19 protein-coding genes are annotated in these 21,528 nt (G+C 57.7%); 14 read left to right on the forward strand and 5 right to left on the reverse strand.

Annotation, left to right across the window (positions count from 1 at the left end):
• Positions 1-44: 44 nt before the first annotated feature.
• Complete coding sequence (gene pspA, locus FHC49_RS18565) at positions 45-713, reverse strand: phage shock protein PspA (RefSeq protein ID WP_185666060.1); 669 nt, start codon at positions 711-713, stop codon at positions 45-47.
• Between the two features lie 167 nt (positions 714-880).
• On the opposite strand from pspA, the gene pspF reads away from it, so the two are divergent.
• Positions 881-1,855, forward strand: a complete 975-nt coding sequence (gene pspF, locus FHC49_RS18570) for a phage shock protein operon transcriptional activator (protein ID WP_185666059.1) — start codon at positions 881-883, stop codon at positions 1,853-1,855.
• On the opposite strand, the gene FHC49_RS18575 is transcribed toward pspF, so the two are convergent.
• Both FHC49_RS18575 and FHC49_RS18580 read right to left on the reverse strand, forming a co-directional pair.
• Complete coding sequence (locus tag FHC49_RS18575) at positions 1,846-3,237, reverse strand: MFS transporter (RefSeq protein WP_220440550.1); 1,392 nt, start codon at positions 3,235-3,237, stop codon at positions 1,846-1,848. The genes pspF and FHC49_RS18575 overlap by 10 nt on opposite strands.
• Positions 3,238-3,262: 25 nt before the next feature.
• Positions 3,263-4,435, reverse strand: coding sequence for a M20 aminoacylase family protein (locus FHC49_RS18580; protein ID WP_220440551.1), 1,173 nt, complete (start codon positions 4,433-4,435; stop codon positions 3,263-3,265).
• Positions 4,436-4,610: 175 nt separating this feature from the next.
• Here FHC49_RS18580 and FHC49_RS18585 point away from each other — a divergent pair, with 175 nt between their 5' ends.
• The 13 genes from FHC49_RS18585 to osmB all read left to right on the forward strand — a co-directional run bounded on the left by FHC49_RS18585 (position 4,611) and on the right by osmB (position 20,310).
• Positions 4,611-6,908, forward strand: coding sequence for a helix-turn-helix domain-containing protein (locus FHC49_RS18585; protein WP_220440622.1), 2,298 nt, complete (start codon positions 4,611-4,613; stop codon positions 6,906-6,908).
• A gap of 90 nt (positions 6,909-6,998) precedes the next feature.
• A complete protein-coding gene (gene sapA, locus FHC49_RS18590; protein WP_185666056.1) occupies positions 6,999-8,648 on the forward strand; it encodes an ABC transporter substrate-binding protein SapA in 1,650 nt (549 codons plus the stop codon).
• Positions 8,645-9,610, forward strand: a complete 966-nt coding sequence (gene sapB / locus FHC49_RS18595) for a putrescine export ABC transporter permease SapB (RefSeq protein WP_220440552.1) — start codon at positions 8,645-8,647, stop codon at positions 9,608-9,610. Before sapA ends, sapB begins: the two co-directional genes overlap by 4 nt.
• The gene (gene sapC, locus FHC49_RS18600) at positions 9,597-10,487 is read left to right on the forward strand and encodes a putrescine export ABC transporter permease SapC (protein WP_185666054.1); all 891 of its coding nucleotides are present in this window, start codon (positions 9,597-9,599) and stop codon (positions 10,485-10,487) included. The genes sapB and sapC overlap by 14 nt, the downstream gene beginning before the upstream one ends.
• Positions 10,487-11,479 (forward strand): putrescine export ABC transporter ATP-binding protein SapD, encoded by a 993-nt coding sequence (gene sapD / locus FHC49_RS18605; RefSeq protein ID WP_185666053.1) that lies wholly within the window; start codon positions 10,487-10,489, stop codon positions 11,477-11,479. Before sapC ends, sapD begins: the two co-directional genes overlap by 1 nt.
• Position 11,480: 1 nt before the next feature.
• Positions 11,481-12,287: a putrescine export ABC transporter ATP-binding protein SapF gene (gene sapF / locus FHC49_RS18610; RefSeq protein ID WP_106928998.1), complete on the forward strand. Its 807-nt coding sequence runs from the start codon at positions 11,481-11,483 to the stop codon at positions 12,285-12,287.
• Positions 12,288-12,311: 24 nt separating this feature from the next.
• Complete coding sequence (gene fabI, locus FHC49_RS18615) at positions 12,312-13,097, forward strand: enoyl-ACP reductase FabI (protein WP_185666052.1); 786 nt, start codon at positions 12,312-12,314, stop codon at positions 13,095-13,097.
• A gap of 285 nt (positions 13,098-13,382) precedes the next feature.
• Positions 13,383-14,540 (forward strand): carboxymuconolactone decarboxylase family protein, encoded by a 1,158-nt coding sequence (locus tag FHC49_RS18620; RefSeq protein ID WP_220440553.1) that lies wholly within the window; start codon positions 13,383-13,385, stop codon positions 14,538-14,540.
• 81 nt (positions 14,541-14,621) lie between these two features.
• Positions 14,622-16,556 (forward strand): exoribonuclease II, encoded by a 1,935-nt coding sequence (locus FHC49_RS18625; RefSeq protein ID WP_220440554.1) that lies wholly within the window; start codon positions 14,622-14,624, stop codon positions 16,554-16,556.
• A gap of 162 nt (positions 16,557-16,718) precedes the next feature.
• Entirely contained in the window at positions 16,719-18,710 is a 1,992-nt protein-coding gene (gene pdeR, locus FHC49_RS18630) for a cyclic di-GMP phosphodiesterase (RefSeq protein WP_220440555.1), read from the forward strand.
• Between the two features lie 81 nt (positions 18,711-18,791).
• Positions 18,792-18,974, forward strand: a complete 183-nt coding sequence (locus tag FHC49_RS18635; protein WP_035896315.1) for a hypothetical protein — start codon at positions 18,792-18,794, stop codon at positions 18,972-18,974.
• Positions 18,975-19,044: 70 nt separating this feature from the next.
• Complete coding sequence (locus FHC49_RS18640) at positions 19,045-19,794, forward strand: DNA-binding transcriptional regulator YciT (protein WP_220440556.1); 750 nt, start codon at positions 19,045-19,047, stop codon at positions 19,792-19,794.
• Between the two features lie 300 nt (positions 19,795-20,094).
• Entirely contained in the window at positions 20,095-20,310 is a 216-nt protein-coding gene (gene osmB / locus FHC49_RS18645) for an osmotically-inducible lipoprotein OsmB (protein WP_035896313.1), read from the forward strand.
• A 124-nt stretch (positions 20,311-20,434) separates the two neighbouring features.
• Here the strand turns inward: osmB and yciH are convergent, their stop codons facing one another.
• Both yciH and pyrF read right to left on the reverse strand, forming a co-directional pair.
• Positions 20,435-20,761 (reverse strand): stress response translation initiation inhibitor YciH, encoded by a 327-nt coding sequence (yciH, locus tag FHC49_RS18650; protein WP_185666047.1) that lies wholly within the window; start codon positions 20,759-20,761, stop codon positions 20,435-20,437.
• Positions 20,761-21,495: an orotidine-5'-phosphate decarboxylase gene (gene pyrF / locus FHC49_RS18655; protein ID WP_220440557.1), complete on the reverse strand. Its 735-nt coding sequence runs from the start codon at positions 21,493-21,495 to the stop codon at positions 20,761-20,763. Before pyrF ends, yciH begins: the two co-directional genes overlap by 1 nt.
• Positions 21,496-21,528: the final 33 nt, after the last annotated feature.

The raw sequence follows: 21,528 nt of genomic DNA on the forward strand, positions 1-21,528 counted from the left end.
CTTATATATTATGAGCAGCGGCACGGTCGGTGCCGCCGGAATGATTATTCGTTGTCCTGCTTCATTTTGGCTTTCAGCGCCGCCAGCTGCTCGCTGATTTCGTCATCGGCTTTCAGCTCGGCAAACTGCTGGTCCAGCGATGGCGTTTTGCCAAAACGATGGCTTTCGGCTTCCGCTTCCATATGGTCAATGCGGCGTTCAAAGGACTCAAAGCGGGCCATCGCTTCATCCAGTTTACCGCTGTCCAGCTGGCGACGCACATCGCGGGATGAACTCGCCGCCTGATGACGCAGCGCCAGAGACTGCTGACGAGCGCGGGTTTCGCTGAGTTTATTCTCCAGCTCACCGATCTCTTTTTTCATGCGTGCCAGGGTTTCATCCACCAGCGTCACTTCATGTTCCAGCGTGCCGATAACGTCGGTCAGCTTCTGTTTTTCAATCAGCGCCGCACGCGCCAGATCGTCTTTCTCTTTACGCAGCGCCAGTTCGGCCTTCTCCTGCCATTCAACCTGCTGCGCCTGCGCACGTTCCACACGACGGGACAGGTCTTTCTTTTCTGCCAGCGCGCGGGCAGAGGTGGAGCGCACTTCCACCAGGGTGTCTTCCATCTCCTGGATCATCAAGCGGACCAGCTTCTGTGGGTCTTCCGCTTTCTCAAGCAGCGAGTTGATGTTGGCGTTCACGATGTCGGCAAAACGAGAAAAAATACCCATTGTTCAATCCTCTTAGTTCTGTGTATCGGGCTGAGCCCTGCGTAATGACTATTACAACTTCCGTGCCAACTTTTTATCTTATTGATTATCAAAGAGGTGATTGAATTTCAGCCGTTAAACGCCTACAGTGAAATGGCGAATTACACCAACATGTGGCGAATTTCATCATGGCAGATAACAAAGATACTCTCCTCGGCGAAGCGAACCGCTTTATTGAGGTGCTGGAGCAGGTTTCCCGACTGGCGCCGCTGAACAAACCGGTGCTGATTATCGGCGAGCGCGGGACGGGCAAGGAGCTTATCGCCAACCGCCTGCACTACCTCTCCTCCTGCTGGCAGGGGCCATTTATTTCGCTTAACTGTGCGGCGTTAAACGAAAACCTGCTCGACTCCGAGCTGTTTGGTCATGAAGCCGGGGCATTTACCGGGGCGCAAAAACGTCACCCGGGGCGTTTTGAGCGCGCCGACGGCGGCACGCTGTTTCTCGATGAACTGGCCACCGCGCCGATGCTGGTGCAGGAAAAACTGCTGCGCGTGATTGAATACGGCGAGCTTGAACGCGTCGGCGGCAGCCAGCCATTGCAGGTCAACGTACGCCTGGTGTGCGCCACCAATGCGGATTTGCCGCAGTTGGTCGAGGAAGGCACCTTCCGTGCCGACCTGCTCGACCGGCTGGCCTTTGACGTGGTGCTGCTGCCGTCGCTGCGCGAACGTCAGAGCGACATTATGTTGATGGCGGAACACTTCGCGATTCAGATGTGCCGTGAACTGGGTCTGCCGCTGTTTCCCGGCTTTACCGAACGCGCCCGAGAAACGCTGCTGCACTACCGCTGGCCGGGAAATATCCGTGAGCTGAAAAACGTGGTGGAGCGTTCGGTCTACCGCCACGGCTCCATTGATGAACCGCTGGACGATATTATTATCGACCCGTTCCGCCGCCAACCGTCGGTTCATGCTGAGCCTGCAGGGGAAAACGTCGGCCCGACGCTGCCACTGGATCTGCGCCAGTTCCAGCTTGAACAAGAAAAAGGCCTGTTGCAGCAAAGTCTGCAACAGGCCCGATTCAACCAAAAACAGGCGGCCGAACTGCTGGGACTAACCTACCACCAACTGCGCGCGCTGTTGAAAAAGCATCAGCTTTGACGTCGACGCGGCAGCAGTAGCGCACTCACCACTATCGCCCCCAGGCACAGCGTGCAGTTAAACCACAGCGCATACTGTGCCGCCTTCGCCATCCCGTGCGGCAGGAACAGCGCATAGAGCGAAGCGGTCATCGCCAGGCCAAACGCCCCGCCGAGCGAGCTGCCCATCTTGTAGATCCCGGAAGCCACGCCCACTTTATTCTCTGGCGCGCTGGTGACGGCGGTATCGGTCGACGGTGTGGCGTAGCAGCCCAACCCCAAACCGAACAGCACGTTGCTGAAAAAGACGGTCACGATATAGGTCCAGGTCTCCAGGAAGGTGCAGGAAATCAGGAAAATCCCCACCATCGCGATGGCCGGGCCGCCCATCATCGGCAGCCTTGCGCCGTAGCGCTGGAGCAGTTTCTCTCCGACCCGAATCATCAACAGCACGGTCACCAGATAGCCCAGCGTCATCATCCCGGTCTGGAACGGACTCAGATGTCGCCCCTGTTGTAGCCAGATGCTGGTAATCATCATGGTGCCAATCGCGCCGTTAAGCATCAGGTTCGACAGCACCGCCGCGCTGTAGGAACGGTTGTTAAACAACGCGAAGTCGATAAGCGCGGCCTCCTTTTTGCGCAGACCGCTGCGGATAAACCAGCCCATCGCCACCACGGCGCCTGCCAGCATCGACAGCGACAGGCCGCTGGTCCAGCCCCAGTGATGCCCCTTGGAGATAAACAGGTTAAACAGCACCAGGCCCGCCACCAGGCTCAGCAGCCCGCTAACGTCCAGCTTATGCTGCGCGGCGGTGGCGCTTCGGCTTTCTGGCGTGCCGCGAATCAGCAGGAAGGCAGCCAGCGCGGCGGCGATGGAGAAGACAAAAATCCAGCGCCAGCCAAGCCCGGTGGCAATCGCCCCGCCGACAAAGGAGCACAGACCGCTGCCGCCCCATGAGCCAATCACCCAAAAACTGACCGCGCGCTGTCGCGCCCGTCCCTCGTACCAGGTTTTAATCAGCGCCAGCGTCGCTGGCATGATGCAGGCGGCAGACAATCCCTGAACAACGCGCCCGGCCAGAAACAGCATCGGCCCCTGAGAAACCACCAGCAGCGCGCTGCCAACGATGCTCAGCATCAGGCCGATAAGCGTCAGGCGTACCCGGCCAAACTTATCCGCCAGGCCGCCGCTGGCGACCACAAAACAGCCGCTAAACAGCGCACTGAGGCTGACCGCAAGGGTGAGCGTCTCCAGCGAGATATCGATACTGCTTTTTACGACAGGAACCACGTTGATAACCGACTGGGCAAACAGCCAGAAGGTCAACACGCTTAGCACAATGCCCGCCAACAGTCGGTCGGTACCGACATACGGCGTTTCAGTCAACGAAACGGTACTCATGGCTCGCCCTCAGGTTGCGCGTCACTTAGGCCCGCAGATAATCTTCCGTCAGGCCGCACCACAGCGCCGCCCCCGTCAGCAGGATATCGTCGTTAAAGTCATAGCCCGGGTTGTGGACCATACAGCGTTCCGGCTCATCACCCGCCCCGATGGTGAAATAGGCACCGTTAGGGTTCTGTTCGAGCATAAAGGCGAAATCTTCACTGCCCATAAACGGGTTAACCGTGGCGATAGATTGTTCACCAAACAGCGAGGTAGCCACCTCGCGCACCATCTGATTCGCCTGCGGGTCGTTACGTAACACCGGGCTGCCGTTAACGTGCGTAAGTGAGGCTGTGGCGTTGAAGCTCTCCGCCTGGGATACCGCAATATCGTGAATGCGTTGCAGCACGGTTTTACGCACCGACTCACTCAAGGTGCGCACCGTTAGCTTCATCTGTACTTTATCGTTAATGATGTTCGGAGCCTGCCCCGCCTGAATGCTGCCTACGGTCACCACCACCGGATCGAACGGGCTGATATTTCGCGACACTATCGTCTGCAGTGCCAAAGTAATATGGCAAGCCACGACGGTGGCATCGACGGTATGTTCAGGCACCGCGCCGTGCCCACCGACGCCCTGAACATCGATATGCAGCGTATCGGACGATGCCATCATGGCACCATCGCGCAGGCCAATTTTGCCGAGCTTCTGCCCCGGCATATTGTGCAGGCCAAAAATACGGTCGCAGGGAAATTTGGCAAAAAGGCCGTCTTCCAGCATCACGCGGCTGCCGTACAGCAACTCTTCCGCGGGCTGGAAAATCAGATGCAGCGTGCCGTTGAACGCACGGGTGCGCGCCAGATATTCCGCCGCGTAAAGCAGCATGGTGGTGTGACCATCGTGACCACAGCCGTGGAAGCTACCGTCGGTTTCGCTGGCCCACGGCTTACCGCTGCGCTCCTGCATCGGTAGCGCGTCCATGTCCGCGCGCAACCCCAACGTTTTACTGCCGCTGCCCACTTTTAACGTTCCCACCACGCCGGTACCGCCCAGACCGTAGTCCACTTCATAACCCCAACTGGCCAATAGTTTCGCCACCTCAGCGCTGGTTTTATGCTCCTGAAAACCGATCTCTGGCTGTTGGTGGAAGCGACGGCGTAGCGCAATAAATTCCGCCTCACGGCTCTGCAATGCTTCAACAATAGGATGTGTCATTTTTGTTATCCCTTTATGGCTCCACGGTGATAACGTCGAGTTTATGCCGCCGCCAGGGCTTTAAAGTGCAGGTTTTTGTTTTATATTGACGGAAAATGATATGACTATTTTTCATACGATTTGGTTATGACAAAAAATATACAGCTGTTTTTTGTCTCAGGAGAACGAGATGCCAATGCAGCAAATAAGTGACTTTTCCGTCGCCGTGCAGGATGTCCGCCATCAGGCTCATGAGGAGCAGTCCGCGCTGACGCTGCTGTGGATCCTTCAGGGCGAGGTGACGCTGGAGACCGCCGCCGGTGTGCGCAGGTTGCAGGATGGTGCACTCGCGCTCATCAATCCTGACCAGCGCTGGCAGCTTGGTAGCGAACGGTCCAATACGCTGATGACGCTAACCATCGCCAGCAGTTGGCTCACCCGGCTGGATGCTCATTTTTTCGGTTTTGACTACCAGATAGCCGCTCAGCCACATGCAACGCTAGAACATGAAGCCCGGCTGCGCTCGCTGATGCGCCAGCTGCTGATAACCCATCTCATCAATCACCAAACGCACACACGGCTAGAAGCCAACCGCTGGATGAGTGAAATTGCTCTGCTGCTGGCTACCCATTTTCAGCAACCACGCCAATCCGTCACCCCGCAGGGTGCAGCAACATGGAGCCATCGCATACGTCAGGTGGTCGCCCGGATTGAGTCGCAGTACACCCAGCGGCTTTCACTCGCCGAAATTGCCCGCGCCGAGCGGGTGTCCGAGGCCTGGCTCTCCCGCCTGTTTCATAAAGAGGTGGGCGTCAGTTTCATGCAGTTCATCACCGCATTACGCCTGGAGAAAGCCGCCGAGCAGTTGCTGACCACCGCCCTACCGGTGCAGCGGATTGCCCAGCAGCAGGGTTTTGCCAGTGCGCGGGTGATGAGTGACCTGTTTAAGCGCCGCCACGGCATGACGCCCCGTCAGTATCGCCAGCAGCCAACGGTGAACAGCCGCCAGCGTGCGCGGGAAAACGTGCCTGACCAGGCGCTGCCGGTGGCCGCTGAAACGCTGTACGCGCTGCTGAACCACACGGGTATCCAGGCATGGGATAACCCGCCGCCGCTCCAGCATCATCCGCAGTCACGACAGATAGCGTTAAATACGCTGCCCCTGCGCCGCGTGCCGCTGCGCCATAGCCAGGTCATCATTACCCTGCGCGAGCTTGACGATCTGCTGCGCGATGACGTGCGTCAGTCCTTGCTGGCGCTGCATGCGCAGATCCCGATTGTCGGGATTGATATTCATGAACCGTTTCTCAGTAGCCGTCTGTTCAGCGAAGGCTGGGACGACCCGCAGATGGTCGGTTACGCTTGCTGGTACAACCTACAGCAGGTGTTCACGTTTCTGGCGCGCATGGGCTGGCGCGTGTTACTGCATACCAGCCTGACGACACGCCCGGACCTGCTCCGCCAGTTTCTCGCCCTCGCCGCCCAGCATTTTCCGCCGTCTACGCTTGCCAGCTGGCAGTTCGTCTGGCACTGGTCGCCGCAGGCCAGCGCAGAAATCTGGGCTCAGCAGAAAGCCATCATCAGAAGCTTGTCTCCAGATTCGTTACTCGGGGTCTGGCACCGTTTTACGCCGACCGAAGACGGCATCGTTGACGATGTCATTCTCAGCTCGCCGCTGTTAAAAGAGGCCGATTTTCTTGCCTGTTCGGCAAATGCCAACGAGCGTTTTCAGCAACAGTCTTTTGACGGTGCCCGGCTGGCCGCCGCCGAGAGCTACCCGGTCGACAAAGTGCGCCAAATCCAGCGCGCGCTGCGGCAGCACCACCTTGCGCTACCGCTGTGGCTGCTGTCGTGGAACACCCTGACCGGCTCAACCCGGCGCACCAACGGCGAATTTTTCCGCGGCGCACTGCTGATGAATAACCTGTTGGGCCTCGCTGAACAGGTGCAGCTTACCGGCTTCTGGCTTAACTCCAGCCAGCAGGGTGAAGCGCGAAGCAACGGCACCTTTGATACCTCAAGCCTGGCGTTGTACTACCATCATGGGCTGACGCGGCCTATTTTCTGGGTGCTCTGGCTCTGGCGGCGTCTGCAGGGTGATGTGCTGGTCAACGATAAAAATATCCTGCTGCTGCATCATCGCGGGCGCTATCAGCTTTTGCTGCGTAATCCGGTGGTCTTTAACCCGTGGCTCTCCAGCGAAGAGGCGTTTATTCAGCGCTTTCGCCAGCAGTATCCGGTCGCGCTTCAAGGGCTGAATGGCCGTTGGAAGATCAAGCGGCATCTGTTCGATCAGCGCAACGGGGCGCTGTTCCCTCACCTGGAAGCCATCGACAGCAGCAGCGGCCCGGATGAGGAGACCTGGACCTGGCTTGCGCACAAAACCCGACCGGCGCTCAGCGTGCGTGAAGAAGACGTAGTGGAAAATTGGCAGGTGGTTGACGCGCTGGAGAGCAATGCGCTGGTGTTATATGAGTTAACCCCACTGATTTGATGACTTTTAAAGCAGTTGCACGTAGAGATTTGTACCTGGTAGCCGTAAGTGCGATACACTTTGCAGATCAATCGAAAATATAACGAAACTATGCGCCTGAATTTGCCATCCTTCCTCGCCGCATTGGGGCTCTTTTGCGGCCAGGCGATTGCCGCACCGCAACCGCTAGCCCCCCCTCGCGGCGATATTCGCGACAGCGGATTTGTCTACTGCGTCAGCGGGCAGGTCAACACCTTCAACCCGCAAAAGGCGGGCAGCGGGCTAATTGTCGACACGCTGGCGGCTCAGCTGTACGACCGTCTACTGGACGTTGACCCTTACACCTATCGTCTGGTGCCGGAACTTGCCGAAAGCTGGGAAGTACTGGATAACGGCGCGACCTACCGCTTCCACCTGCGCAACAACGTGCAGTTCCAGACCACCCGCTGGTTTACGCCCACGCGCGCGCTGAACGCCGACGATGTGGTCTTTACCTTTGAACGTATTTTCGATCGCAATCATCCCTGGCATAACGTCAACGGCGGTGCTTTCCCTTACTTTGACAGCCTGCAGTTTGCCGATAGCGTGCAGAGCGTGCGCAAGCTGGATAACCACACCGTGGAGTTTCGTCTGACCCGCCCGGACGCCTCGTTCCTCTGGCATCTGGCCACCCACTACGCCTCGGTGATGTCCGCCGAGTATGCCGACAAGCTAACCAAACAGGATCACCAGGAGCTGCTCGACCGCCAACCGGTCGGCACCGGGCCGTTCCAGCTTGATGAGTATCGGGCTGGACAGTACATCCGTTTACAGCGCCACCCGACATTCTGGCGTGGCACCCCGCTGATGCCGCAGGTGGTGGTCGATTTAGGCTCCGGCGGTACCGGGCGATTGTCCAAATTGCTGACCGGCGAATGCGACGTGCTGGCCTGGCCTGCTGCCAGCCAGTTGACCATTCTGCGCGACGACCCGCGTCTGCGCCTGACGCTGCGTCCGGGGATGAACATCGCCTATCTGGCGTTTAACACCGACAAGCCACCGCTGAATAACCCTGAAGTGCGGCACGCCCTGTCGCTGGCTATCAACAACCAGCGCCTGATGCAGTCGATCTACTACGGTACGGCGGAAACCGCGGCTTCAATTTTGCCGCGCGCCTCCTGGGCTTACGATAACGAAGCTAAAATTACCGAATACAACCCGAAGGAAGCGCGTCGTCGTCTTGAAGCGTTAGGTTTGCAGAAACTGACGCTGCACCTGTGGGTGCCGACCAGTTCGCAGGCCTGGAACCCTAGCCCGCTTAAAACCGCCGAGCTGATTCAGGCCGATATGGCGCAGATTGGCGTGAAAGTGGTGATCGTGCCGGTGGAGGGCCGTTTCCAGGAAGCTCGGCTGATGGACATGAACCATGACCTGACGCTCTCCGGCTGGGCGACCGACAGTAACGACCCGGACAGCTTCTTCCGTCCGCTGCTGAGCTGTGCGGCCATCACCTCGCAGACCAACCTGACGCACTGGTGTAACCGCGAATTCGACAGCGTGCTGCGCAAAGCGCTGGACTCCCAGCAACTGGCATCGCGCATTGATGCCTACGATGAGGCCCAGCAGATCCTCGCTCGCGAACTGCCGGTGCTGCCGCTGGCTTCGTCGCTGCGTCTGCAGGCCTATCGCTACGATATGAAAGGGCTGGTGCTGAGTCCGTTTGGTAACGCCTCGTTTGCGGGCGTGTCGCGGGAAAAAGAAGAGAAGGTGCAGAAACCATGATTATTTTCACCCTTCGTTGTCTGTTGCTGCTGCTGGTTACGCTCTTTTTCCTGACCTTCGTCGGCTTCAGCCTGAGCTATTTCACGCCCCATGCGCCGCTACAGGGCGCGTCACTCTGGAACGCGTGGGTGTTCTGGTTTGAAAGCGTGATGCACTGGGACTTCGGCGTCTCCAGCATCAACGGCCAGCCGATATCCGAACAGCTGCGGGAAGTATTCCCGGCAACCATGGAGCTTTGCATCCTGGCGTTTGGCTTCGCCCTGCTGGTCGGCATTCCCGTCGGCATGCTGGCCGGTATCACCCGCAACAAGTGGCAGGATAAGGTCATCAGCTTTTTCGCGCTGCTCGGCTTTTCTATTCCGGTGTTCTGGCTGGCGCTGCTGCTTACCCTGTTCTTCTCGCTGACGCTGGGCTGGCTGCCGGTTTCCGGGCGCTTTGACCTACTGTATGAAGTGAAAAACGTCACCGGTTTCGCGCTGATCGACGCCTGGCTTTCCGACTCACCGTGGCGACATGAAATGATCATCAGCGCCCTGCGCCATATGGTGCTGCCGGTGCTGACGCTGGCGGTTGCACCAACCACTGAGGTAGTGCGCCTGATGCGTATCAGCACCATCGCGGTGTATGACACCAACTACGTGAAAGCCGCCGCGACGCGCGGGGTCTCTCGCCTGACCATTCTGCGCCGCCACGTGCTGCATAACGCCCTGCCGCCGGTGATCCCGCGTCTGGGGCTGCAGTTTTCCACCATGCTGACGCTGGCGATGATCACCGAAATGGTCTTTAGCTGGCCGGGCCTGGGGCGCTGGCTGATTAACGCCATTCGCCAGCAGGACTATGCGGCGATCTCCGCCGGTGTGATGGTGATTGGCGCGCTGGTGATCATCGTTAACGTGATCTCCGATATTTTGGGTGCTATGGCTAACCCACTGAAACATAAGGAATGGTATGCCTTACGATAGCGTCTATCTCGAGAAGCGTACGCCGGGTGCCCTGCGCACCGTGTGGCGTAAGTTTTACGGCGATACCACGGCAATGATTGGTTTTTACGGCTGCATCGGGCTGGTGCTGGTGTGCGTATTCGGCGGCTGGTTTGCCCCGTACGGCATCGACCAGCAGTTCCTCGGCTATCAACTGCTGCCGCCGTCATGGTCGCGCTACGGTGAAGTGTCATTCTTCCTTGGCACCGATGACCTGGGCCGCGATGTGTTAAGCCGTCTGCTGAGCGGCGCGGCACCCACCGTTGGCGGCGCGTTTGTGGTTACGCTGGGGGCGACCGTCTTTGGTCTGGGGCTCGGTGCCTTTGCCGGCTCAACCCGCGGCCTGCGCTCGGCGGTGCTGAACCATATTCTCGACACCCTGCTCTCCATCCCTTCGCTGCTGCTGGCGATTATCGTGGTGGCCTTTGCTGGCCCGCACCTGTCGCATGCCATGTTCGCCGTCTGGCTGGCGTTGCTGCCGCGCATGGTGCGCTCGATTTACAGCATGGTGCACGACGAGCTGGAGCGTGACTACGTTATCGCCGCCCGCCTCGACGGGGCTTCGACGCTGAACATTCTGTGGTTTGCGATTTTACCGAATATTGCCGCAGGACTGGTGACCGAAATCACCCGTGCGCTGTCGATGGCGATTCTGGATATCGCCGCGCTGGGCTTCCTTGATCTGGGCGCGCAGCTGCCCTCCCCGGAATGGGGCGCGATGCTGGGCGACGCGCTGGAGCTTATCTACGTCGCACCGTGGACGGTGATGCTGCCGGGGGCGGCCATTATGGTCAGCGTCCTGCTGGTTAACCTGCTGGGCGACGGTATTCGCCGCGCCATCAACGCGGGGGTGGAATAATGCCGTTACTTGATATTCGCAATCTGACCATCGAATTTAAGACCAACGAAGGCTGGGTGAAGGCCGTGGACCGGGTCAGCATGACGCTGGCCGAAGGCGAAATTCGCGGTCTGGTCGGTGAGTCTGGTTCGGGCAAGAGCCTGATCGCCAAAGCAATTTGCGGCGTGACCAAAGATAACTGGCGCGTGACCGCAGACCGTATGCGTTTTGATGATATCGACCTGCTGCGCCTGTCCAACCGCGAGCGCCGCAAGCTGGTCGGCCATAACGTGTCGATGATTTTCCAGGAGCCGCAGTCCTGTCTCGATCCGTCTGAACGTATCGGCGAACAGCTGATGCAGAACATTCCAGGCTGGACCTTTAAAGGCCACTGGTGGCAGCGTCTGGGCTGGCGTAAACGCCGCGCTATCGAACTGCTGCACCGCGTGGGGATTAAAGACCACAAAGACGCGATGCGCAGCTTCCCCTACGAGCTGACCGAAGGGGAGTGTCAGAAGGTGATGATCGCCATCGCGCTGGCCAATCAGCCGCGTTTGCTGATTGCCGATGAACCGACCAACGCCATGGAGCCGACCACTCAGGCGCAGATCTTCCGTCTGCTGACCGGTCTTAACCAGAACAACAACACCACCATTTTGCTGATCTCCCACGATTTGCAGATGCTGACCCACTGGGCAGATAAGATTAACGTCATGTATTGCGGGCAGACGGTGGAGAGTGCGCCAAGCGAAGAGCTGGTGACCATTCCGCATCACCCGTATACCCAGGCGCTGATCCGCGCGATTCCTGACTTTGGCCGTTCCATGCCGCATAAAAGCCGCCTGAATACGCTATCCGGCGCGATCCCGCTGCTGGAGCAGCTGCCGATGGGCTGCCGTCTGGGGCCGCGCTGCCCTTACGCCCAACGCAAATGTATTGAAACCCCGCGCCTGACGGGTGCGAAGAACCACCTGTTCGCCTGTCATTTCCCGCTGAACATGGAGAAAGAGTGAAATGGTCGAAACCTTGCTTGAAGTGCGTAATCTGAGTAAGACCTTTCGCTACCGCACCGGATGGTTCCACCGTCAGACGCTGCAGGCGGTCAAACCGCTGAGCTTTACCCTGCGTGAAAAGCAGACGCTGGCGATTATCGGCGAGAACGGCTCGGGCAAATCAACGCTGGCAAAAATGCTGGCGGGGATGGTGGAACCGACCACCGGCGAACTGCTGATTGACGACCATCCGCTGGAGTTCGGCGACTACTCGTTCCGCAGCCAGCGTATCCGCATGATCTTCCAGGATCCGAGCACTTCGCTGAACCCGCGTCAGCGTATTTCCCAGATCCTCGATTTCCCGCTGCGTCTCAACACCGATCTCGAACCGGAAGCGCGCCAGAAGCAGATTATCGATACTCTGCGCCTGGTCGGCCTGCTGCCGGACCACGTCAGCTACTATCCGCATATGCTGGCGCCGGGGCAGAAACAGCGTCTGGGCCTGGCCCGCGCGCTGATTCTGCGCCCAAAGGTGATTATCTGCGATGAAGCACTGGCTTCACTCGATATGTCGATGCGCTCGCAGCTGGTGAACCTGATGCTGGAGCTGCAGGAAAAACAGGGTATCTCCTATATCTACGTGACCCAGCATTTAGGCATGATGAAGCACATTAGCGATCAGGTGCTGGTGATGCACCAGGGGGAAGTGGTAGAACGCGGCAGCACCGCCGACGTGCTGGCCTCCCCGCTGCACGATTTAACCAAGCGCCTGATTGCAGGCCACTTTGGCGAGGCGCTGACCGCCGACGCCTGGCGTAAAGACCGCTAACACTGAAGAGAAGGATCAAACACCATGGGTTTTCTTTCCGGTAAACGTATTCTGATTACGGGCGTCGCCAGCAAGCTCTCCATCGCCTACGGTATCGCACAGGCGATGCAGCGCGAAGGAGCCGAGCTGGCGTTCACCTATCAGAACGACAAACTGAAAGGCCGCGTAGAAGAGTTCGCCGCTTCTCTGAACTCCAGCATCGTCCTGCCGTGCGATGTGGCGGAAGATGCAAGCATCGAATCCCTGTTCACCGAACTGGCTAAGGTCTGGCCGACGTTTGACGGTTTCGTCCACTCCATCGGCTTTGCACCGGCGGATCAGCTGGACGGTGACTACGTCAACGCGGTGACCCGCGAAGGCTTCAAAATCGCTCACGACATCAGCGCCTACAGCTTTGTGGCAATGGCGAAAGCCTGCCGCAGCATGCTGAACCCTGGCTCTGCTCTGCTAACCCTCTCCTATCTGGGCGCCGAGCGTGCAATTCCGAACTACAACGTGATGGGGCTGGCGAAAGCATCTCTGGAAGCCAACGTGCGCTATATGGCAAACGCGATGGGGCCGGAGGGCGTTCGCGTCAATGCGATTTCGGCTGGCCCGATTCGCACACTTGCCGCCTCCGGCATCAAGGATTTCCGAAAAATGCTGGCACACTGCGAAGCGGTAACCCCGATTCGCCGCACCGTCACCATTGAAGATGTCGGTAATTCAGCGGCGTTCCTGTGCTCTAATCTTTCCGCTGGGATAACCGGGGAAGTGGTGCACGTTGACGGCGGTTTCAGCATCGCTGCGATGAACGAACTCGAACTGTAGGCCTTAAGATTTCCCGGCGTCACTACGTTCGGCCGGGCTACAACGCACCTCACTCAGTAGCCCGGACAAGGCGTTTACGCCGACGCCGGGAATTTCTCCGGCGTCACTGCGTTCGGCGGGCTACGATTCACCGCTTCTTACCCTTCTGTTATTCCAGTCAGTTATTAATTATCGCCGAACAATATTTTCTCCCTCGCCACGCATGCGCCAGGATATTTACCTATAACGATCCGGCAACCCCTCTCAATACCCGCCGGCTCGCCACCTATAGATCAAGGAATACCCATGGAGCCACGCCGCGTTTACGGCAAAAGCCACTGGTATCACGAAACCCAGTCGAGAGCCCAACACAGCGACGTGATGCCGCTGGTTCCCGAAGCCGCACACGTTGACGACCGTTTTTTACTGGACCTCACGTTACCTGATGCCCTCTACAGCGCCAATCAGCGCTGGCTGCGCGTTGCCCGTACGTTTGCCCAAACGCTGTTCCCGGATGTGGTCACCGTCAACCGCCTGCGCACCTTCAGCGCCTACGACCGTTTGAGTACTGCACTCACCGTCGCGCAGGTTTCCGGGGTTCAGCGCCTATGTAACCACTACGCCGCGCGTCTGGCGCCGCTGCCGGGGCCGGATTCATCGCGCGAAAGCAACCATCGGCTGGCGCAAATCACCCAGTATGCCCGCCAGCTTGCCAGCTCACCGTCGGTGATCACACCGCGCGAACGTCAACAACTGGACGGCGTAGGGCTTACCGCACACGATATTATTCTGATTAACCAGGTGGTCGGCTTCGTCGGCTTTCAGGCGCGCGTTATCGCCATTTTCCAGGCGCATCTCGGTTTCCCGGTGCGCTGGATACCCGGTATGCCGGTGCAGGAGGATGCTGACGCAGAACGCTTCCAGAGTGAAAGCGCGCCGTGGCATACCGACTTTGTCAGTACCGCACAGCACCAGGCCAATACGCCGCAGAGTGACGCGCTGGCACGCTGGCAGCAGCTACCCGAACTTACGGTTCTGGCAAACGCACTGGTCGCCGAGGAGACGCTGCTGGAGGGACTGGGTGAGCTTATCGACGCCCTCGCCTTCGCCCATCCCCTTCAGCCGCTGGCCTCGCTTATCCCGGCCCGCATCAACGGTAGCACGAGCTGTTTTCATTACTACAGCGGTCAGTGGCAAGGCGCCAGCGGCCTTCCGGAGGCGGTACGCAACGGCGAGCGCGCTATCCAGGCCTGGAGCCACCACTATCCGCGTGAGCGGGCAATGGCGCAGGCAACGCAGCTTTTAACCCGTGCGCCGGACCGGTTTAGCGCCGCTCAGCTAACACCAGTCATCGAGCAAGGTCTTTCGGTACCGGATGCCATCACGCTGCTTGCCTGGAGCGCATTGAGCGGCTGGCTAAACCGCCTGCGCATCGCCCTTGGCAACGCGCAACAAGTTACGTAAAAGGGTGAAAGAGCGCTTGCTGCAACCTATAGATTCGCGTAACAATGTCAGCCGCTCTTTTGGCCACGAAAATAGATCAATATGCTTCAGGACAACCCGCTGCTCGCGCAGCTAAAACAGCAACTTCACTCCCAGACGCCTCGTGCTGAAGGGGTCGTAAAAGCCACGGAAAAAGGCTTCGGTTTCCTCGAAGTCGACGCGCAGAAAAGCTATTTTATTCCGCCGCCGCAGATGAAAAAAGTGATGCACGGCGACCGTATTATCGCTGTCATCCACTCTGAAAAAGAGAAAGAGAGCGCCGAGCCGGAAGAATTGGTTGAGCCTTTCCTGACCCGTTTTGTCGGAAAGATTCACCGCAAGGATGACAGACTGTCTATCGTTCCTGACCATCCGCTGTTAAAAGATGCCATTCCCTGCCGCGCTGAACGCGGTGTCACACATGATTTCAAAGAGGGTGACTGGGCCGTTGCTGAAATGCGCCGTCATCCGCTGAAAGGCGATCGTAGCTTCTACGCTGAGCTGACCAAATTCATCACCTTTGGTGACGACCACTTTGTGCCGTGGTGGGTGACCCTCGCCCGTCATAACCTGGAAAAAGAAGCGCCAAACGGCGTGGCGACCGAAATGCAGGATGAAGGTCTGGAGCGTCGCGATCTGACCGCCCTCGACTTCGTCACCATCGACAGCGCCAGCACCGAAGATATGGACGATGCGCTGTTTGTGGAAGAAGCTGCCGACGGCAAACTGCTGCTGACCGTGGCTATCGCCGACCCGACCGCCTGGATTGTGGAAGGCAGCAAGCTGGACGACGCCGCGAAAATTCGCGCCTTCACCAACTATCTGCCGGGCTTCAACATCCCGATGCTGCCGCGTGAGCTGTCCGACGACCTCTGTTCGCTGCGCGCGGAAGTGGTGCGCCCGGTACTGGCCTGCCGCATGACGCTGTCAGCCGACGGCACCATCGAAGACAACATTGAGTTCTTCGCCGCTAACATCGAATCAAAAGCCAAACTGGTGTATGACGACGTTTCCAACTGGCTGGAAAACAGCGGCGACTGGAAGCCGCAGACCGATGCCATCGCGCGTCAGATTACCCTGCTGCAGCGCGTTTGCCAGATTCGTAGCGAATGGCGTAAAACCCATGCGCTGGTCTTCAAAGACCGCCCTGACTACCGCTTCGTGTTGGGTGAGAAAGGCGAAGTGCTGGATATCGTCGCCGAACCGCGCCGCATTGCTAACCGCATCGTTGAAGAGTCAATGATTGCGGCCAACATCTGCGCCGCTCGCGTGCTGCGCGACAAGCTGGGCTTTGGTATCTACAACGTTCACACCGGCTTTGCGCCAGACAACACCGAAGCGCTGGCTGCGCTGCTGAAAACCCACGACGTTCACGTCGACCCGGTTGAAGTGCTGACCCTGGACGGTTTCTGCAAGCTGCGCCGCGAGCTTGACGCTCAGCCTTCCGGCTTCCTCGACAGCCGCATTCGCCGCTTCCAGTCATTTGCGGAAATCAGCATCGAGCCGGGCCCGCACTTTGGTTTAGGCCTCGAAGCGTACGCGACCTGGACTTCACCAATTCGTAAGTACGGCGATATGGTGAACCATCGTCTGCTGAAAGCGATCATCAAAGGCGAAAACCCTTCCCGTCCGAAAGAAGATGTCACCGTGCAGATGGCCGAGCGTCGTCGCCTGAACCGCATGGCGGAACGCGATGTGGCTGACTGGCTGTACGCCCGTTATCTGAATCCGCAGGCGGGTAAAGATACCCGTTTCGCAGCGGAGATCATCGACGTTAGCCGCGGCGGCATGCGCGTACGTCTGGTGGATAACGGCGCGGTTGCCTTTATCCCTGCGCCATTCCTGCACGCCGTGCGTGATGAGATGGTTTGCAGCCAGGAGAGCGGTACCGTGCAGATCAAAGGTGAAGTGGTTTATAAGGTCACTGACGTCATTGATGTCACCATTGCGGAAGTGCGCATGGAGACTCGCAGCGTGATTGCTCGCCCTGCGGCGTAAGCGTTCTCTGCTGTCTAAAGCGGCTCCTTCGGGGGCCGTTTTTTTTGCCCGCCCCTATACCTCTACCCTCTTTTTTCTACGCGAAATTTCAAAAAACGTTCACACTGAATACCATGGTATTGGATCCGGACGCATTCGAATGCAGGTGTACGAGGAGCACGCATGGTGAAGTCTCTGGCACAAAATCTGCTCGACCCAACCCCCAGTGAAACCAGTCTCTACTGGCGTTTGTCACGTGCCGAACCTATCCTCTACCTAAGCATTGACCCCGATTCCGGCGCTGGGTCCGACCTCGCCATCCCTCTCAGCGAAGAAAATGCCCAGCGCATTCATACCATGAGCGTCACCACCTCAAGCCTGGCGGTCAATATTCAGGTCAACGGGCATGATGTGCCCATTCATCTTATTGGTCGCAAGGTGAGCTGTACGGAATGGGCCGGTACGGCGTCTTCCTGGTTTGATACCTCCTCCGTCGCCCGCGACCTGCTGCAGGGGCTACTGTTTGCCGAACAGGTGGTGTCAGAAGCGAATTCGGTGATTGTTATTCTCGACCGGGAAGGCAAAATTCAGCGCTTCAACCGGCTATGCGAAGAGTACACCGGGGTAAAAGAGCAGGACGTGATCGGCAAAACCGCGTTTGAGCTTTTTATGTCTGCGCCGGAAGCCGCCGCCGCGCGGGAGAACGTGAGCCGTTTTTTTAGCAACGGCGGGCCCTATGAAGTGGAACGCTGGATCAAAACCCGCAAAGGGCCACGCCTTTTTCTGTTTCGCAACCGCTTCGTCCACAGCGGTAGCGGTAAGAACGAGATCTACCTTATCTGTTCCGGCACCGATATTACCGAGGAGCGCAAAGCGCAAGAACGGTTGCGGGTGCTGGCGAACACCGACACTATCACCGGCTTGCCCAACCGTCATGCCATCAATGAGCTGATCGGCAGTGCCATCGAAAGCCGTCAGCCTGACGAACAAGTTGGTCTGGTCTATTTCGATCTCGATAACTTCAAGAAGGTGAACGACGCCTACGGGCACGTCTTTGGCGATCAACTGCTACAGTCGGTGGCTCTGTCGATTTTAAGCTGCCTGGAAGAGAACCAGACCCTCGCACGTCTGGGCGGCGATGAGTTTATCGTCCTTGCCACCCACACCTCACAGAGCGAACTGGAAGCGATGGCATCCAGGGTGCTGACCCGCCTGCGCGATCCTTTCCGCATCGGCCTGATTGAGGTCTATAGTGGCTGTTCGCTGGGCATCTCTATCGCCCCGCAGCACGGCGAAGACCGGGAGAGCCTGATTCGCAACGCCGACACGGCGATGTACACCGCCAAAGAGAACGGGCGCGGGCGCTTTAGCGTCTTTAAACCGGAGATGAATCTGCGGGTATTTGAGTATCTGTGGCTGGATACCAACCTGCGCAAAGCCCTGCAGTGCGACCAGTTGGTTATCTATTATCAGCCTAAGGTGGACTTAAACGGCGAAGTACATAGCCTCGAAGCACTGGTGCGCTGGAACTCGCCCGAACGTGGGCTTATTCCGCCGATGGATTTTATCTCTTACGCCGAGGAGTCGGGGCTGATTGTTCCGCTGGGGCGCTGGGTGATGCTGGACGCGATTCGTCAGGTGGCGCAGTGGCGCGACCGTGGTATTCACCTGCGCGTGGCGGTTAACGTCTCTGCAAGGCAACTGGTCGATCACGCCATCTTCAGCGATCTGAAACAGGCGATGGCCGCTCAGGGATTCGAGACGTGCCCGATTGATATCGAGCTGACCGAAAGCTGCCTTATTGATAACGCCGAACAGGCGCTGGCGGTGATGGAACAGTTTCGCGCATTGGGAGCGCAAATCCATTTAGATGATTTCGGCACCGGCTATTCGTCGCTGTCGCAGCTGGCCCGCTTCCCTATCGATACCATTAAGCTGGACCATATTTTTGTGCAGAGCGTGCATGACCATTCGGTCTCCCAATCGCTGGTAGTGGCGATTATTGCCGTGGCCCGAGCATTGAATTTGCGCATTATTGCGGAAGGCGTCGAGGACGCGGCTGACGATGCGTTTTTGAAGCTGCACGGCGTAGATGAACGACAGGGCTACCTTTTTGCGCGCCCCATGCCCGTCGCCGAGCTGGAACGCTGGCTGAGTGAGCATTCGGGGTTATAAGGTAAGCCATTTTTTCACTTCTCTTTTGTCGGTAAATTTTGCATCATTGATTTCAATCGAATTTATCAACAGGATCCCATTATGTCCGAGCTCGATGCGCGTCAGGTAGCCCAACGTATTGATACCGTACTTGATATTCTGGTTGGCGGCGACACCCATTCCGCAATCAATAATCTTGAAATACTCAAAGCGGAATTACTGGCCTACGCGGCAGACGAACGCGACAGCCGCACAGGTCAGCCAAAATCCCCGTGGGAAATCTGACACCATTCGCCCTGCGAGCGGCGGCCTAATCGCAATTTCCGCCCTCGCCCTAAACATTGATGCATTGATTATGAATTCCCGACAGCAAACCATATTACAACTGGTGATTGATAAAGGCCGAATGAGCGTCGCCGATTTGGCGAAAATGACCAGCGTTTCCGAAGTCACTATTCGTCAGGATCTGAATCTACTGGAAAAGCAGAGCTATCTGAGACGTACGCACGGTTTCGCCGTTCCTCTGGACAGCGAAGACGTGGAAACACGCATGATGAACAACTTTGCGCTCAAGCGTGAACTGGCGGCCTTTGCGGCCTCGCTGGTGCGTCCGGGCGAAACGGTGTTTATTGAGAACGGTAGCAGCAATGCGCTGCTGGCGCGCGAACTGGCAAAGCAGCCGGATATTACCATCATCACCGTCAGCAGCTATATCGCGCACCTGCTGAAAGAGACCCCGGGTGAAGTTATCCTGCTCGGCGGGATCTACCAGAAGAAGAGCGAGAGCATGGTTGGCCCGCTGACGCGTCAGTACATTCAGCAGGTGCATTTCAGCAAAGCGTTTATCGGTATTGACGGGTGGCAGCCGGAGACCGGCTTTACCGGTCGCGACATGATGCGCGCCGATATTGTTAACGCCGTGCTGGAAAAAGGCAGCGAAGCCATCGTTCTGACCGACAGCTCGAAGTTTGGCGCTACGCATCCGTATCCGCTCGGGCCGATGAGCCACTTCAATCGTTTGATTACCGACGACAATTTATCCACGGAAAAACAGCTGCAGCTGGAGCAAACCGGGCTTACCGTGAATATCGTCAAGCGCCCTTAGTCACCCCGCCCGATGCCTGTTCTGGCGTCGGGTTTTCTCCCGTTTTATCTCCCCCCATTTGCCCCGTTTCGCTATGAGACTTTTCCTACGCCGGAATTAAGACTTTTTCCCTGGAACTTACATCACAAATTCGTAAAATTAATGTTAGCGATATAACAGGAAGTAACTATCACTTGCGTGACTTTTAGCAACAAAATTTACAACCTGCGCAACAAGCTTCACGGAATATGCACTGAGTACTGGTGGCAACTGCTATAGTTAAAGGGCTTTTTCCGTGAATAGAATATTCAGGAGAAAAAAATGACTTCAATGAAAAAAATGACGGCTGCTGTTTTAGCGGTAACGCTGGTAATGTCGCTGAGTGCATGTTCTAACTGGTCCAAACGTGACCGTAATACCGCGCTGGGTGCCGGTGCAGGTGCAATCGGTGGAGCCGTGTTAACGGACGGTAGCGCGCTGGGTACGCTGGGCGGCGCAGCGGTAGGTGGTATTATCGGCCATCAGGTCGGCAAATAAACCACAATTCGAATATCAGGGCTCCGAGGAGAATCGGGGCCCTTTTTATTTCACCGTGAGTGAGGGTGACATCTTACTCCCTCTCCCCAAAGGGGAGAGGGGACTGTATTATGGAGTCTTTGGCTCAGCCCCCTGCCAGCTTGACCTTCATCCCTTTGGCTTCCAGCAGCGTTTTGAGCAAATCGCGCTTGTCGCCCTGAATTTCAATCACGCCGTCTTTCAACGCACCGCCGCAGCCACATTTCTTTTTCAGCTCGGCAGCAAGTTTGGTCAGCTCATCGTCGTTGAGATCGATACCGGTGATAAGACAAACGCCCTTCCCTTTACGCCCGCTGGTCTGGCGCTGAATTCTCACCACGCCGTCGCCTTTCGGACGCACCACGGCGGCTTTAGGCTCATCGATACGGCCGGTTTCCGTCGAGTAGACCAGACGGCTGTTGTTGTCGCTCATTAGGCCCCCAGATTCAGCGATGCATTAATGTCGCGCAGCGTTTGCGCCGGGTCGGCGGATTGCGTAACCGGGCGACCGATAACCATATAGTCTACGCCTGCGGTCAGCGCCTGCTCTGGCGTCATAATACGACGCTGATCGCCGGCTTCGCTGCCGGTTGGGCGAATGCCCGGGGTCACCAGCTTAAATGCCTGGCCCAGTTCCTGCTTAAAGCGAACGGCTTCCTGTGCCGAGCACACCACGCCATCCAGACCACAGTTTTTGGTCAGCGTTGCCAGCTTCAAGGCGTAGTCCGCCGGAGACAGTGCAATGCCCAGGTCTTGCAGGTCGCTAGACTCCATGCTGGTCAGCACGGTAACCGCAATCAGCAGCGGCGCATCGGCGCCAAACGCCGTCAGCGCTTCACGCGCCGCGGTCATCATTCGTGCCCCGCCGGATGCGTGTACGTTTACCATCCAGACGCCCAGATCTGCCGCCGCGGCAACCGCATGGGCGGTGGTGTTCGGAATATCGTGGAATTTCAGGTCCAGGAAAATCTCAAAGCCACGCTGCTGCAGGTCACGCACAAACTGCGGGCCAAACAGCGTAAACATCTCTTTGCCCACTTTTAAGCGGCAGTCACGCGGGTCAATGCGATCAACAAAGGCGAGCGCGTTGTCGCGATTATTGTAGTCAAGGGCAACAACAACGGGAGAGGTGGTGACAACACGAGAAGAAGATGAAGCAACGGACATGACTGGACCTTCTTATTGATGGGCACGCGGGGT

It is taken from the genome of Kluyvera sp. EC_51 (assembly GCF_019584505.1).
Classification (GTDB): domain Bacteria; phylum Pseudomonadota; class Gammaproteobacteria; order Enterobacterales; family Enterobacteriaceae; genus Kluyvera; species Kluyvera sichuanensis.

What these genes read in the sequence shown, in the direction of transcription:
- sapB (WP_220440552.1), top strand. Translation starts at nt 8,645, where the DNA reads ATGATTATTTTCACCCTTCGTTGTCTGTTGCTGCTGCTGGTTACGCTC.
- FHC49_RS18620 (WP_220440553.1), top strand. Translation starts at nt 13,383, where the DNA reads ATGGAGCCACGCCGCGTTTACGGCAAAAGCCACTGGTATCACGAAACC.
- FHC49_RS18575 (WP_220440550.1), bottom strand. Translation starts at nt 3,237, where the DNA reads ATGAGTACCGTTTCGTTGACTGAAACGCCGTATGTCGGTACCGACCGA.
- pspA (WP_185666060.1), bottom strand. Translation starts at nt 713, where the DNA reads ATGGGTATTTTTTCTCGTTTTGCCGACATCGTGAACGCCAACATCAAC.
- FHC49_RS18580 (WP_220440551.1), bottom strand. Translation starts at nt 4,435, where the DNA reads ATGACACATCCTATTGTTGAAGCATTGCAGAGCCGTGAGGCGGAATTT.
- osmB (WP_035896313.1), top strand. Translation starts at nt 20,095, where the DNA reads ATGACTTCAATGAAAAAAATGACGGCTGCTGTTTTAGCGGTAACGCTG.
- pyrF (WP_220440557.1), bottom strand. Translation starts at nt 21,495, where the DNA reads ATGTCCGTTGCTTCATCTTCTTCTCGTGTTGTCACCACCTCTCCCGTT.
- sapC (WP_185666054.1), top strand. Translation starts at nt 9,597, where the DNA reads ATGCCTTACGATAGCGTCTATCTCGAGAAGCGTACGCCGGGTGCCCTG.
- sapF (WP_106928998.1), top strand. Translation starts at nt 11,481, where the DNA reads ATGGTCGAAACCTTGCTTGAAGTGCGTAATCTGAGTAAGACCTTTCGC.
- pdeR (WP_220440555.1), top strand. Translation starts at nt 16,719, where the DNA reads ATGGTGAAGTCTCTGGCACAAAATCTGCTCGACCCAACCCCCAGTGAA.
- yciH (WP_185666047.1), bottom strand. Translation starts at nt 20,761, where the DNA reads ATGAGCGACAACAACAGCCGTCTGGTCTACTCGACGGAAACCGGCCGT.
- fabI (WP_185666052.1), top strand. Translation starts at nt 12,312, where the DNA reads ATGGGTTTTCTTTCCGGTAAACGTATTCTGATTACGGGCGTCGCCAGC.
- FHC49_RS18640 (WP_220440556.1), top strand. Translation starts at nt 19,045, where the DNA reads ATGAATTCCCGACAGCAAACCATATTACAACTGGTGATTGATAAAGGC.
- pspF (WP_185666059.1), top strand. Translation starts at nt 881, where the DNA reads ATGGCAGATAACAAAGATACTCTCCTCGGCGAAGCGAACCGCTTTATT.
- sapD (WP_185666053.1), top strand. Translation starts at nt 10,487, where the DNA reads ATGCCGTTACTTGATATTCGCAATCTGACCATCGAATTTAAGACCAAC.
- sapA (WP_185666056.1), top strand. Translation starts at nt 6,999, where the DNA reads ATGCGCCTGAATTTGCCATCCTTCCTCGCCGCATTGGGGCTCTTTTGC.
- FHC49_RS18585 (WP_220440622.1), top strand. Translation starts at nt 4,611, where the DNA reads ATGCAGCAAATAAGTGACTTTTCCGTCGCCGTGCAGGATGTCCGCCAT.
- FHC49_RS18625 (WP_220440554.1), top strand. Translation starts at nt 14,622, where the DNA reads ATGCTTCAGGACAACCCGCTGCTCGCGCAGCTAAAACAGCAACTTCAC.
- FHC49_RS18635 (WP_035896315.1), top strand. Translation starts at nt 18,792, where the DNA reads ATGTCCGAGCTCGATGCGCGTCAGGTAGCCCAACGTATTGATACCGTA.